General features: G+C 32.8%; 10 protein-coding genes. All 10 read right to left on the bottom strand.

All coding sequences use genetic code 11. The features are described from left to right. Nucleotides 1–191: 191 nt before the first annotated feature. Nucleotides 192–3,779, bottom strand: a complete 3,588-nt coding sequence (nifJ, locus tag I6E31_08720) for a pyruvate:ferredoxin (flavodoxin) oxidoreductase (GenBank protein ID MCF2640048.1) — start codon at nt 3,777–3,779, stop codon at nt 192–194. A 109-nt stretch (nt 3,780–3,888) separates the two neighbouring features. Further along, nucleotides 3,889–5,091 carry an acetate kinase gene (locus I6E31_08715; GenBank protein ID MCF2640047.1) on the bottom strand — a complete coding sequence of 401 codons (1,203 nt, stop codon included), beginning with the start codon at nt 5,089–5,091 and terminating at the stop codon, nt 3,889–3,891. 36 nt (nt 5,092–5,127) lie between these two features. Further along, nucleotides 5,128–6,126, bottom strand: coding sequence for a phosphate acetyltransferase (pta, locus tag I6E31_08710; GenBank protein MCF2640046.1), 999 nt, complete (start codon nt 6,124–6,126; stop codon nt 5,128–5,130). A gap of 154 nt (nt 6,127–6,280) precedes the next feature. Next, nucleotides 6,281–7,459 carry a signal recognition particle-docking protein FtsY gene (ftsY, locus tag I6E31_08705; GenBank protein ID MCF2640045.1) on the bottom strand — a complete coding sequence of 393 codons (1,179 nt, stop codon included), beginning with the start codon at nt 7,457–7,459 and terminating at the stop codon, nt 6,281–6,283. 132 nt (nt 7,460–7,591) lie between these two features. Continuing rightward, nucleotides 7,592–8,986, bottom strand: coding sequence for an FAD-binding protein (locus I6E31_08700; GenBank protein MCF2640044.1), 1,395 nt, complete (start codon nt 8,984–8,986; stop codon nt 7,592–7,594). A gap of 26 nt (nt 8,987–9,012) precedes the next feature. Next, complete coding sequence (locus I6E31_08695) at nt 9,013–9,492, bottom strand: hypothetical protein (GenBank protein ID MCF2640043.1); 480 nt, start codon at nt 9,490–9,492, stop codon at nt 9,013–9,015. A gap of 8 nt (nt 9,493–9,500) precedes the next feature. Continuing rightward, entirely contained in the window at nt 9,501–10,613 is a 1,113-nt protein-coding gene (yqeH, locus tag I6E31_08690; GenBank protein ID MCF2640042.1) for a ribosome biogenesis GTPase YqeH, read from the bottom strand. A gap of 18 nt (nt 10,614–10,631) precedes the next feature. Continuing rightward, nucleotides 10,632–11,159, bottom strand: coding sequence for an ATP-dependent protease subunit HslV (gene hslV, locus I6E31_08685; GenBank protein MCF2640041.1), 528 nt, complete (start codon nt 11,157–11,159; stop codon nt 10,632–10,634). Then, entirely contained in the window at nt 11,156–12,058 is a 903-nt protein-coding gene (locus I6E31_08680) for a tyrosine-type recombinase/integrase (protein MCF2640040.1), read from the bottom strand. Before I6E31_08680 ends, hslV begins: the two co-directional genes overlap by 4 nt. A gap of 24 nt (nt 12,059–12,082) precedes the next feature. Next, the gene (gene trmFO, locus I6E31_08675) at nt 12,083–13,396 is read right to left on the bottom strand and encodes a methylenetetrahydrofolate--tRNA-(uracil(54)-C(5))-methyltransferase (FADH(2)-oxidizing) TrmFO (protein ID MCF2640039.1); all 1,314 of its coding nucleotides are present in this window, start codon (nt 13,394–13,396) and stop codon (nt 12,083–12,085) included. Nucleotides 13,397–13,399: the final 3 nt, after the last annotated feature.

Below are 13,399 nucleotides of genomic sequence, written 5' to 3'. Positions count from 1 at the left end.
ATTTATTGGCAACAAAATAACTCCAGCGAAAATCACTGGAGTTACTTGAAAATTTATTTGTTTTTTCTACCAACACTATTTGACAAAGAGCCTTTATTTTTTTATATAACATACTACTATTTGACAAAGAGCCAAAAAAAGAGACTGACATAAAGTCAGTCTCCAAACTATATTAGATAGTTAAATATCTATTATTGTTTTTCTGCAGTGAAGTCCATATTAGCAAGTCTGTTGTATTGTCTCCATCTTCTTTGAGCTTCGAATTTGTTCTTTTCGAATAATTCTTTAGCGTGAGCTGGGTTAGCTTTAGATAGAGTAGCATATCTAACTTCTCCTAATAGGTATTCTTCATATTTATCCCAGTTAGGTTCTTTACAATCTATTTGTAGTGGGTTTTTACCTTCTGCTTCAAGAGCTGGGTTGTATCTGAAGATTGGCCAGTATCCACATTCAGTAGCAAGTTTCATTTCGCTTTGAACTTTAGACATACCTTTCTTTACACCGTGGTTGATACATGGAGCATAAGCTATGATTAGAGATGGTCCATTGTATGCTTCAGCTTCTTTAAGAGCTTTTAGATATTGTTGTTGGTTTGCACCCATACATACTTGTGCAACATAGATGTGTCCATAAGACATAGCAATTGCAGCAAGGTCTTTTTTCTTAACTGATTTACCAGCAGCAGCGAATTTAGCGATTGCTCCTGTAGGTGTTGATTTAGAAGCTTGTCCTCCAGTATTTGAGTAAACTTCTGTATCTAGAACTACAATGTTAATATCTTCTTTAGAAGCTAGAACGTGGTCAACTCCACCATAACCGATGTCATAAGCCCATCCGTCTCCTCCGAAGATCCATTGAGATTTTTTAACTAGGTATTGTTTTAAGCTCATGATTTCTTTACATACTTCACAATCTTTTCCTTCGATAGCAGCAACTATTTTAGCTGATACTTCTTGAGATTTGTGAGCGAATGATCTGTTTTCGATCCATTCTTTGAATAGTTCAGCTAATTCAGCTGGAACTTTATCCATGTTTTCTTCCATGATGTTTTGAAGTCTATCTCTCATAGTTTCTACTGCAACGTGCATTCCCATTCCATATTCAGCGTTGTCTTCGAATAGAGATGATCCCCAAGAAGGTCCATGTCCATCTTTGTTAGTTGTATATGGAGTAGCTGGTGCAGATCCACTGTATATTGAAGAACATCCAGTAGCGTTAGCTATCATCATTCTTTCTCCAAATAATTGAGTTATAGCTTTTAGATAAGGAGTTTCTCCACATCCTGGGCAAGCTCCGTGGAATTCAAATAATGGTTGAGAGAATTGAGATCCTTTTACAGTATCTTTTGACATTAAGTTGCTTCTGTATTCAACGTTGTTGAATAGGTAAGCTGCTTTTTTGTCTTCTCCAGCTTCTAGAGATGTAGCGATAGGCATCATTACTAGAGCTTTTTCTTTAGCAGGACATACGTTAGCACAAGATCCACATCCAGTACAATCTAGAGCAGAAACTTGCATTCTGTATTCAAATCCTTCTAATCCTTTTCCAATAGGTTTAACAGTTGTTAATTCAACTGGTGATGCAGCTTTTTCTTCAGCTGTCATTAAGAATGGTCTTAATACTGCATGTGGACATACATATGAACATTGGTTACATTGGATACAGTTTTCAGCTTTCCATACTGGAACGTGAACTGCGATTCCTCTCTTTTCGAAAGCAGAAGTTCCGTTTTCGAAAGTTCCATCTTCATATCCATCAAATGCAGATACTGGAAGGTCATATCCTTTAATTGCATTTACTGGTTTAGCAATTCTTTCTACGAATTTTTCTGTTTTAGTCATTTCGTGTGAGCAAGATCCACAACAACAGTTTTCATGTTCGTGTCCTTCGCATGCACATTCAACTTCTAGGTCAGCCCAAGCTGGATCTACAGGAATTTCTACTAATCCTTCTGCTCCTTTATCGATAGCGCTATAGTTCATTTGAACGATATCGTCACCTTTTTTAGCATAAGATTTTTTAGCGTAGTCTTTCATGTATTGTTGTGCTTCAGCAAATGGAATGATATCTGCTAGTTTGAAGAATGCAGCTTGCATGATTGTATTAGTTCTTTGTCCTAATCCAATTTCTTCAGCTAGAGCAGTTGCGTTGATTATGAATAATCTAGCTCCGTTTTTAGCTAGGTCTTTTTTAACTTTTGCTGGGATATCAGCTATAGCTTCTTCTGGAGTAGCCCAAACACCGTTTACTAAGAATGATCCTCCTTTTCTGATTCCAGAAGTCATATCATATAGGTGTAAGTAAGCTGGTACTGAACAAGCAACGAAACTTGGGTTAGAAATTAGGTAGCTTGCTTTAATAGGAGATTTTCCGAATCTTAAGTGAGATCTAGTAACTCCTCCTGATTTTTTAGAGTCATATGCGAAGTATCCTTGTGCATATAAATCAGTTTTGTCTCCGATGATTTTGATAGAGTTTTTGTTAGCTCCAACTGTTCCGTCAGCTCCTAGTCCGAAGAATAGACATTCTTTAACATCTGGGCTAGTAACAGATACTGGTGCTCCTACTTCTAGTGAAGTGAAAGTAACGTCATCTACGATACCAACTGTAAATTTATTTTTAGGTTGATCTAATTTTAAGTTATCAAATACTGCAATAACTTGTGCTGGAGTAGTATCTTTAGAAGATAGTCCATATCTTCCTCCAACGATTACTGGAGCATTTTCTTTTCCATAGAATATTGATTGGATATCTTGTAATAAAGGTTCTCCAACTGATCCAGGTTCTTTAGTTCTATCTAAAACAGCAATTTTCTTAACTGATTTAGGGAATACGTCAAAGAAGTATTTTTCAGAGAATGGTCTGAATAGGTGAACAGAAACGATACCTACTTTTTCTCCTTTAGCGTTTAAGTAATCGATTGTTTCTTCAGCGATTGGACAAATAGATCCCATAGCTACGATAACTCTATCTGCATCTGGTGCTCCATAGTAGTTGAAAGGTTTGTAGTCTCTTCCAGTTACTTTAGAGATTTCAGCCATGTAGTGAGCTACTACATCTGGTACTGCATCATAGAATTTGTTTTGAGCTTCTCTTGCTTGGAAGTAGATGTCGTCGTTTTCAGCAGTTCCTCTTGTTACTGGATGTTCAGGGTTAAGAGCTCTTTCTCTGAAAGCTTGAACAGCATCCATATCGATTAAGTTTTTGAATACTTCGTAATCCATTACTTCAACTTTTTGAATTTCGTGAGAAGTTCTGAATCCATCAAAGAAGTGCATGAAAGGTACTCTTGTTTTGATAGCTGCTAAGTGAGCTACTCCTGCAAGGTCCATAACTTCTTGAACTGTGTTAGTTGCAAACATAGCAAATCCAGTTTGTCTAGCTGCATAGATATCTTGGTGGTCACCGAAGATTGATAGTGCTTGAGCAGAAAGTGCTCTTGCAGATACGTGAATAACTCCTGGTAGAAGTTCTCCAGCTATTTTATACATGTTAGGTATTTTTAAAAGTAATCCTTGAGAAGCAGTATATGTAGTTGTTAATGCTCCTGCTTGTAAAGATCCGTGTACTGTTCCAGCAGCTCCTGCTTCTGATTGCATTTCTACTACTTTTACTGGTACTCCGAATATGTTTTTAATTCCTTTTGATGCCCATTCATCTGTATATTCTGCCATTGGAGATGATGGAGTGATTGGGTAGATTCCAGCTACTTCTGTAAACGCGTATGAAGCGTATGCAGCAGCTTGGTTACCGTCCATAGTCTGCATTTTTTTAACCATTACAATTTCCTCCTATAATTTAAAAAGTATTTTAAAAAACTACTCTGTACTATATATTTTAAATCATTATTAAAATTTGTCAATTAATAATTGATTTTTTTTGATTTTTTTATTTTTCTGTAACTATTCTATATGTATCTCTTGCTATTACTAGCTCTTCATTTGTAGGGATTTTATAGATTAAAACTTTTGAATCTTCAGTAGAAAGTTTTACATTTCCTTTCTTTCTTACAGAGTTAACTTCTTTATCTAATTTAACTCCCATGTATTCTAATCCTTCACAAACTCCTGCTCTAATTCCAGCAGCATTTTCTCCGATTCCTCCAGCAAAACAGATAGCGTCTACTCCACCCATTGCAGCTGCATAAGCTCCAACATATGATTTAATTTTGTAGATGAACATCTCTTCAGCTAATTTAGCTCTTTCGTCTCCTTCAGCTACTCCATTTTCCATATCTCTACAGTCAGATGATTTTCCAAATATTCCAAGAATTCCAGATTGTTTGTTTAATCTGTTATCCATTTCTTTATCAGATAATCCTCTTTTATTTTTAATGAATAGAACTGCTGCAGGATCGATATCTCCACATCTAGTTCCCATCATTAATCCTTGTAATGGAGTAAGTCCCATTGAAGTATCTATACATTTTCCATCAAGTACAGCTGACATTGAAGCTCCATTTCCTAGATGGCAAACGATGATTTTTGAATGCTCAGGATTTCCCATGATCTCTCTCATTGTTTCAGAAACATATAAGTGAGATGTTCCGTGGAATCCATATTTTCTTACTTTTAATTCTTTATAATCTTCATATGGTAAAGCATACATAAATGCTTTTGCTGGCATTGTTTGGTGGAATGCAGTGTCGAATACTCCTACATTTGGTTTTCCAGGCATAAGAGCCATACAAGTTCTAACTCCCATTAAGTTAGCTGGGTTGTGAAGAGGTGCTAAATCGTTATTTTCTTCTACTGCAGCCATTACTTCTTCGTTTAGTAATACTGAACAAGCAAAAGTTTCTCCTCCGTGTACTAATCTGTGTCCAATAGCATCTACTTCTTCAACAGAAGCGATAACTCCGTGTTCTTTATCAGTAATTGCATCAATTACTAATTCTAGTGCTTCTTTATGAGTTGGCATTGGTTTTTTTATTTCTATTTCAAAATCTTTAGCTGGAACTTCATATTCCATTCTTGATCCATCTATTCCTATTCTTTCACAAAGTCCTTTTGCAAAAACTTCTTTAGTTTCAGGATTCATTAATTGATATTTTAGTGATGAACTTCCACAGTTTATTACCAAAACTTTCATTCTCTTATTACCTCCAATATTATTTTTAAGAAATTATTATTCAGCTGCTTGTACTGCAGTTATAGCTACTAGGTTAACGATGTCATCTACTGAACATCCTCTTGATAAGTCGTTGATTGGAGAAGCTAGTCCTTGAATTAATGGACCATATGCATTTGCCCCAGCTAATCTTTGAACTAATTTATATCCAATGTTTCCTGCTGCTAGGTTAGGGAATACTAAAATATTAGCAGTTCCTGCTACTTTAGAATCTGGACATTTTTTCATTGCTACTGATTTTACTATAGCAGCGTCAGCTTGTACTTCTGCTATGAATGGGAATTTAACTCCTCTTTCTTCTAGGATTTTTCCTGCTTCGATAACTACATCGATATCAGGGTGACTAGCTGATCCTTTTGTAGAGAAAGTAAGTAAAGCTACTTTTCCTTCCATTCCTACAACACTTTTAGCTGTTACAACTGAAGCTTCAGCTATATCTGCTAATTGTTCTGAAGTTGGAACTGGGATAACTGAACAGTCTCCAAATAATAATACTTCTCCATAAGTATCTTGTCTTTCAGTAAGTTCCATAACGAACATAGAAGATACTGTTTTAATTCCTTTTTTAGTTCCTATTACTTGTAATCCTGCTCTTAATACGTCAGCTGTAGGAGAATCTGAACCTGATACCATTGCGTCAGCATCTCCCATTTTTACCATCATAGCTCCATAGAAGTTAGGATCTTTTGTCATGATTTCTCTTGCTTTTTCGTAAGTCATTCCTTTTTTAGCTCTTAATTCAGCAAATTTTGTTGCATAAGCATCAACTCTGTCTGATTTAGCTATTTCTATTATTTCTACACCTTTTAAAGAGATTCCTAAGTCATTAGCAACTCTTTCCATATCTTCTTTATGTCCTAAAACTATTGGTTTAGCAACTCCTAGCTCTACTATTTTAGCAGCAGCAGTTATTACTCTTTCATCTGTTCCTTCTGGTAATACAACTCTTTTTCCTACTGTTCTTGCTTTTTCTCTTATTTTAACTAAAAAACTCAAAACAATCACTTCCTTAATATTTTATTATAATTTTTTTACTTTTTTATCATATCCACAGGACACACCTATCCCTTGCCTGTTAAATATATACTAACAAATTTTAACTATAATTACAACTTTTTTATTTTATTATATATAGAATAAAAGCAAAACCTTAGTCAAATATAGCTCGTATATATTCTTTAGCATCAAATTTTCTTAAATCTTCAATTTTTTCTCCAACACCTATGAATTTAATAGGCTTTTTGATCTCTTCAGATATACTAAACACTATCCCCCCTTTAGCTGTTCCATCTAGCTTAGTTATGATAAACCCTGTTAAATCTGTTACTTCATTGAAAACTTTTGCCTGTGAAAGTCCATTCTGACCTGTAGTTCCATCTATTACTAAAATAGATTCATAGTGTCTGTCACCTAATCTCTTTTTAATAATGTTATGGATTTTTTCTAGCTCTTTCATTAGATTATTTTTATTATGAAGCCTTCCTGCTGTATCTATAATAGCTATATCTGCTCCTCTTGCTTCAGCAGCAGATAAGGTATCAAAAACTACAGCACCAGGATCAGAACCTTGTGTACTTTTTACTATTTCAGCACCAGATCTTTTTGCCCACTCTTCAAGTTGCTCAATAGCAGCAGCTCTAAATGTATCTCCAGCACCTAAAATTACCTTTTTACCATCTTTTATATATTTTGAAGCTAATTTTCCAATTGTTGTTGTTTTTCCAACACCATTAACTCCAACTACTAAAATAACATTTAATTTTCCATCTTCTATTTTTATATCATTTCCCTCTTTTATCAAGAAACCTTCCATTACCTCTTTAAGAACTGGATATATATCTTTTGGATCTTTTATTCCTCTTTTTTTAACTTCCTTTTCTAAAGCTCCAACTATTTTTACTGTCATATCCATTCCTATATCAGATTGTATTAAGATATCTTCTAACTCTTCATACATCTCATAGTCAATAACATCTCTTCCTAAGATAAAAGATTTTAATTTTCCAAAAAGTCCCTCTCTTGATTTAAATAGTTTATCCTTTAAAGAAGCAAAAAATCCTTTACTTTCCTCTTTTTTATCTTCCTCTTTAATCTCTTCTTTTATAACTATTTCAACTTTTTCTTCTTTATTCTCTGTTGCTACTTCTTCTGCTGCTTTATTTTCAACAATTTCATCAGCTATTTTTTCATCTAGCTCTTTATCTTTAATTTCATCTTTTATTCCTTTATTCTCTTCAAGAATTTCAGAGATCTCAACACCTGCAACTGTTACATTTGATTTCTCTTCCTCTTTCTTATCACGTTTAAACAATTTACTAAAAAAACCCATTAATTCTATCCTCCTAATAATACTCTATTATTTATAATTTTACCACAACTTCAAGCGATTTTCAATGTATTAGCACCATAAAAAATACACCTTTTATCTCTTTAAAGATATAAGGTGTATCTTCTAATTCTATTAAATTTTAGTTAATATATCTCTTACAGCTAATATTCCCATTACTGCTGCTATATTAAGTCCACTTCCATATCCTGAACTATCTCCAGCTGCATATAATCCTTTTATACTTGTTTCCATATCTTTATTTATTGCTATTCTTGTACTTCTAAATTTTATCTCTGGGAAGTAAAGTAATAGATCTCCAGAAGCAAATCCTGGAGTTATTTTATCTAATACTTCAATAAACTCCATAATATTATCTAATAATCTTTGAGGGCATGCTAAAGCTATATCTCCAGCTACATAATCTTCAGTAGTTGGAACGATATTCAATCTTGAAAGTTTTTCATCAGTTGATCTTCTTCCAGCTTTTAAGTCAGCATATGATTGAACCAATAGTTTACCACCAGTTAACATTGATGACATTTTAGCTATGGCTGTGGCATATTCAAATGGTTGGTTAAATGGTTGAGTAAATTTTTTAGTACAAAGTAGTGCCAAGTTTGTATTTGTAGATTTTTTATCCTTATAAGCATGACCATTTGCTAATACAAAATCATCTTCATATTTTTCAGCAGCTATAAATCCACTTGGATTACTACAGAAAGTTCTCATCTTATCTCTATAGTTTCTTGAATAATAGATCATCTTTGCTTCATAGAAGTTTTCATTGATCTCTTTCATAATAATATCAGGAATCTCTGCTCTCACTCCAATATCAATAGCTCCATTTTCATATTTAATATTGTGCTCCTTACAAAGATCCATCATTTTTTGAGCTCCACTTCTTCCCATTCCAATTACAACATTGTCAGAATAGTACTCCTCTTTTTCACCTTTGTGAGTTACAACAACCCCTTTTATCTTTTCATCTTCAACTATTAAACTTTCAATCTCTCTTTCTGTAACAAACTCTACCCCTTTACTCAATAGATAGTCTATCAGTTCTGAATAAAGTTTTCTAGATCCATCTGTTCCTAAATGCATTGTTGGAGTATCAACTAATTGAATTCCATTTTCTATACAACCTTTTTTTATTTTCTCCATTGTTGCATTGTAATTAAGACCAGCTGGTTGCTCATTAAATCCAAATTTTCTATATATATCTACAACATATTGAATAGTATCATTAACTACTTTTTTACCAGTTACTGTATGAACATCTCCTCCAACTCTATAATCCATATTGAATTTTGAGTCTGAAAATGCTCCAGCTCCACTTACACCATATATTATAGAACAAGTTGGACAATTTACACAATTACCTAAAGTTTCTTTAGGACAAACTCTATTTTTTAACATACGTCCCTTGTCTATAACTAAAACCTTTACCCCATCTTTTTTTTCAACAGCTTCGTAAGCTCCAAAAACTCCAGCTTGTCCGCCTCCTAAAAAGATAATATCATATTTCACTATTTTTTTACCTCCAATATCTCTACTTAATATTCACACCACTCTATGCTTTGTGAAAATATATTCTCTGGTAAATTAGCATGAATCTCTCCTGTTCTTCCAGAAAAATCATAGTTCCAACCACCAGTTTTAGTTCCTTTTGAAAAATTATTTGTATCATAAATCATATTACTTTCTGCTATATGCTCGTTTTCAGGAGTATTAGGCAATGAATCATGCCCATAAATATCTGCAAATGATACAAATTTTCCATTTTCATCTGTATAATCTAATATTCTTAAGTTATCCTTTGCTCCCTCTTGAGTTAAGTTTGGATATTTATTAGTTAATTGATAGTACTCTTCTAGTGCTATCCTTAACTCTTTTAACTCTTTTAATGTAGCTTCGGCTCTCTTAGCTTGCTTTAAATCATTAATATTATAGAATCCTAAAAATAGAATCAATATCCCTATTACAGTTAATACAATATATACTCCTATTTTTTGTAATCTCTCTTTCTTTTCCATTATTTTTCCTATCTTTTTGGTTTAATAAAGGCATCTCTAACTATTATTCCAGCTTTTTTAGGTAAAGTAATCTCTATTTCTAAAGGACCTCTTTTTACAGATATCCATCCTAATCCTTTAAATACTAACTCTTCTCCAGCTTGAATTTTAACTTTTTTCTTAATCATATCCAAATTTTTATAAGTATCTCTACATTTCTCACATGGTGGGAAGAAAAGATCACTTCTTTCTCCTGCTAATAACTCTTTTAATTTTTCTACATTAGTTTCATGGAAAGTTACATCTTTAGCAGCATAAAGTGAGAAAATAGGTGTTACCTCATCTTCATTTATCACTCTAAACCATAATAGATCTCCTATTATTAAAGCTCTTCCTTTTTTTACCTTAAATGTTTTTCTTGATATCTCTCCTGAAGGTACCATTTTTAAATTACACTCTTCACATACTAAGTCAGATATTCTTCCATCTGGAATAAGTCCTGGAGTATCTATTAAAAATATATTTGTATGAGGAATTTGGTTTTTTACACTTTTCAATGTTGTCCCTGGATATTTAGAAACTGTTACTTTTTTTGCTCCTAAAAGTCTATTTACTATACTTGACTTTCCAACATTTGTAACTCCTAAAACAAGAGCCTCTACTCCATCAGGATAGAAATGTTTTATCTTTTTAAATATTCCATTGATTCCATAACCATTTTTACTACTTACTATAGCTATATCCAATGGTGCTATTCCCTCTTCAGCCAATCTATCTTTTACCCAATCAGCAACTTCAGAAGGGTGTTTATCATCTGGAATAAGATCTAGCTTATTGATTACTACTATTGAGTCCATCTCTCTAAGTACATCTAGTATCTCATCATCAAAAGATCCTTCAAAGTCAATAATATCAAAAACTGCTATTGCTAATTTAGAGTATTGCATAGCCTCTTGAACTTCTCTTCTATAATCATCTTTATTCATTCTAACTGGCATATATTTACCATAGTTTTTTATTTTAAAACATCTTTGACAATAGTGATCTCCAGGCTCTTCTAATTTAGCAGCTGGTAGATATCCACCTTTATTTACATCTTCACTTTGTAATTCGATCCCACAACCAATACATTTTTTTCCCATACACATCTCTCCTTTAATTTATATCACATCATAAACTATATTTTGATTAGTATATATACATAATTCTCCAGCTATGTCCATAGCTTCCACAGCTATCTCTTCTGCTGATAGTTCAGTATGCTTTAACATCGCCTTTGCTGCTGCATAAGCATAATTCCCTCCACTTCCAATAGCTGCTACATCTCCATCAGGTTCTATTACATCTCCATTTCCTGAAAGAATTAGTATCATATTCTTATCTGCCACTATAAGCATAGCATCTAAAACTCTTAAAGCTTTATCAGTTCTCCAATCTTTAGCTAGTTCAACAGAGGCTTTTTTTAAATTTCCTCCAAATTCATCTAACTTATTTTCAAACTTATCCATCAAAGCAAAAGCATCTGCTGCTGCTCCAGCAAAACCAGCAAGAATATTATAATTACCTATTCTACGAATCTTTTTTGCATTGCTTTTAAAAACTACTTCTCCAAAAGTCACTTGTCCATCTCCAGCAAGTGCTACTTTTCCATCTTTTTTTACTGCTATTATAGTAGTAGCTTTTATCATTTTTCTTCACTCCTCATAGTTGCTTTCATAAAATCAAATGGTACTCTGCATAACATCTCTTCATATACTTTTGTACTCTCTATTGTAACATGTCCCATCAATTCTTTCAAATAATTAATCTTCATTCCCTTTGCCAACAAATGCAATGCAAATGTGTGCCTAAAGCTATATGGACTGATCTCCCTTGTTATATTTGCCCTTTGAGCATATCTATCAACTATCCTTCTAAGAGATCTATCACTTAATCTATTCCCAGATCCATTGACAAAAAGAATTTCAGGATTATATTTTTCCTTATACTTCTCTTTTTTTGCCTCTACATATTTTTTAAAATACTCTCGAGTTCTTTCACTAAAAAAGACAGTTCTATTATTTTTACCATTAAATACTAATAGCTCTCTCTTGTCTAAATCAAAAAATTGCTCTCCTGTTTTTAACATCTCTATTGACGTTATTCCACTTGAATACATAAGTTCTAACATCAATCTATCTCTTAAACCATTTGCATTATCTGTATTTATAACAGCTCTCAATCTATTTATCTCATCCAAAGTTAATATATCAGGTTTTTCAGCTTCAAAACTAGGAGAACTAATAACCTCAACAGGATTACTTTTTATATGATTATTCTTTAACAAAAATTTAAAAAATGATCTTAAAGATGAAAGTTTTCTATTTAAAGATCTTTTTCCAACATTATTATCCTGTAAAGAGATTAAAAATCCTCTTAACATAACAGAGGTTATCTCCATTACAACGGTTATTTTTTCTATCTCTCTCAAGTAAACAGATAATTGTGATAGATCTTTCTTCATAGACTTTATTGTATTAAGACTTTTATTTTCTCCAAACTCCATTATATACAAAAAATCTTTTATATATTTGTCTATATTTTCCATCTTATCACCTTCTCAATCTATTTTTTAATTTAACTCTCCAATTTTTGTATCTAAATAATCTAGTGCAATTTTTGAAATTGTGTTATATCTCTCTTTTTTATCTCTTATTCTAACTCCATCTAATGATCTTATTATTCCAAAATTTGGTCCCATAGGTTGGAAGTTTTTCTTCTCCTCTGTTACATATTTTATCATAGCACCTATAGCACTTCTATCATCTAAGATGAAACTATCTTTTCCTAAAATTCTATGTGCAATATTTATAGCTGCCATAGCTCCAGTTGCTATTGATGAAACATATCCTTCACTTCCAGTAATCTGTCCAGCAAAATAAATATTATCTCTACTCTTTAATCTTAAAGTTTCATCTAAAAGTTTTGAAGAGTTAATAAAGGTATTTCTATGCATTACACCATATCTTATAAACTCTGCATTTTCTAATCCTGGTATCATTGAAAATACTCTTTTTTGCTCTCCCCATTTAAGATTTGTTTGGAATCCTACAATATTATATAATTTCCCTTCTTTATCATCTTGTCTTAATTGAACAACTGCATAATCCATCTTATCTGTATTAGGATTGATAAGTCCCTTAGGCTTCAATGGTCCGAAAACTAAAGTTCTCTCCCCTGTCATAGCTATTCTCTCAACAGGCATACAAGCTTCAAAAAGTTTCTCCTCTTCAAAAGTTTTTAAAGGAACTCTCTCTGCTGTAATAAGAGCATTATAGAAAGCATAATACTCCTCTTTATTCATAGGGCAGTTTATATACTCCCCTTCTCCCTTTCCATAACGTGATTGTCTGTATGCTTTATTCATATCAATAGATTCTAAAGTCACTATTGGAGCTGCTGCATCATAGAAATATAGATGATCACTATGAGTTAACTCTCCTATCTCTTTAGACAATGTTTCTGAAGTTAATGGTCCAGATGCTAATAAAACTATTTGATCTTCTGGTATATTTGTAAATTCTTCTTCTATTATCTCAATATTTTCCATATTTTTTAGATATTCAGTTATCTCTATTGAAAAACCATCTCTATCTACTGCTAGAGCCTGTCCTGCTGGAACTCTGTTTTTATCAGCTATTTTTATTAATAAAGAATCTAATCTTCTTAACTCTTCTTTCATAAGTCCAGAAGCATTTGCAAGATTATCTCCACCTAAAGAGTTACTACATACTAACTCTGCATAATATGGTTTCTTATGTGCTTCTGTCATCTTTTTAGACTTCATCTCATAAAGTTTTACTTTTATTCCTCTTTTAGCTAACTGATATGCTGCTTCACAACCTGCTAAACCAGCACCTACTACTATTACCTCTTTTTTCTCCATTAT

The sequence above is a fragment of the Fusobacterium varium genome (assembly GCA_021531615.1).
In the GTDB taxonomy this organism is placed as follows: Bacteria; Fusobacteriota; Fusobacteriia; order Fusobacteriales; family Fusobacteriaceae; genus Fusobacterium_A; species Fusobacterium_A varium_C.
This window is presented reverse-complemented; position numbering and strand designations above follow the sequence as displayed.

Excerpts from the sequence above, each read along its gene's own strand:
- I6E31_08695 (MCF2640043.1), bottom strand. The coding sequence starts at position 9,492 with ATGGAAAAGAAAGAGAGATTACAAAAAATAGGAGTATATATTGTATTA.
- trmFO (MCF2640039.1), bottom strand. The coding sequence starts at position 13,396 with ATGGAGAAAAAAGAGGTAATAGTAGTAGGTGCTGGTTTAGCAGGTTGT.
- I6E31_08715 (MCF2640047.1), bottom strand. The coding sequence starts at position 5,091 with ATGAAAGTTTTGGTAATAAACTGTGGAAGTTCATCACTAAAATATCAA.
- nifJ (MCF2640048.1), bottom strand. The coding sequence starts at position 3,779 with ATGGTTAAAAAAATGCAGACTATGGACGGTAACCAAGCTGCTGCATAC.
- ftsY (MCF2640045.1), bottom strand. The coding sequence starts at position 7,459 with ATGGGTTTTTTTAGTAAATTGTTTAAACGTGATAAGAAAGAGGAAGAG.
- I6E31_08680 (MCF2640040.1), bottom strand. The coding sequence starts at position 12,058 with ATGGAAAATATAGACAAATATATAAAAGATTTTTTGTATATAATGGAG.
- yqeH (MCF2640042.1), bottom strand. The coding sequence starts at position 10,613 with ATGGGAAAAAAATGTATTGGTTGTGGGATCGAATTACAAAGTGAAGAT.
- hslV (MCF2640041.1), bottom strand. The coding sequence starts at position 11,159 with ATGATAAAAGCTACTACTATAATAGCAGTAAAAAAAGATGGAAAAGTA.